Origin of the sequence: Streptomyces zinciresistens K42 (assembly GCF_000225525.1) — a bacterium.
Classification (GTDB): domain Bacteria; phylum Actinomycetota; class Actinomycetes; order Streptomycetales; family Streptomycetaceae; genus Streptomyces; species Streptomyces zinciresistens.
Genome location: NZ_AGBF01000509.1, coordinates 1 through 238 on the forward strand (window position 1 = coordinate 1; position 238 = coordinate 238).

Annotated in this window: 1 pseudogene; it reads right to left on the minus strand. The window is 77.7% G+C overall.

Features of this window, described 5'->3' with window-relative positions:
• Positions 1–222 (minus strand): annotated as a pseudogene (locus SZN_RS37405) (ATP-binding protein); the annotation flags it as partial.
• Positions 223–238 lie beyond the last annotated feature (16 nt).

Consider the following 238-nt stretch of genomic DNA (forward strand, 5'->3'; position numbering starts at 1 on the left):
GCGGCGCCGCGGGTCGGCAGGCGGTGCGCCGGTCAGCTCGAGTGCGCCGTGGAGGCCGGCGCGCAGGTCCGCCGGCGCCGACTGGGCCCGAAGGTCAAGCAGCACAGGCGCGCCGAGACGGCGTGCCGCGGTGCGGACGGCGAAGGTCTTGCCGACCCCGGCATCACCCAGCACGCACAGGAAGCGCCGCTGGGCACAGGCGTCGGCGAGTGCCTCGCCCACGGCGAGCATGCCCGGG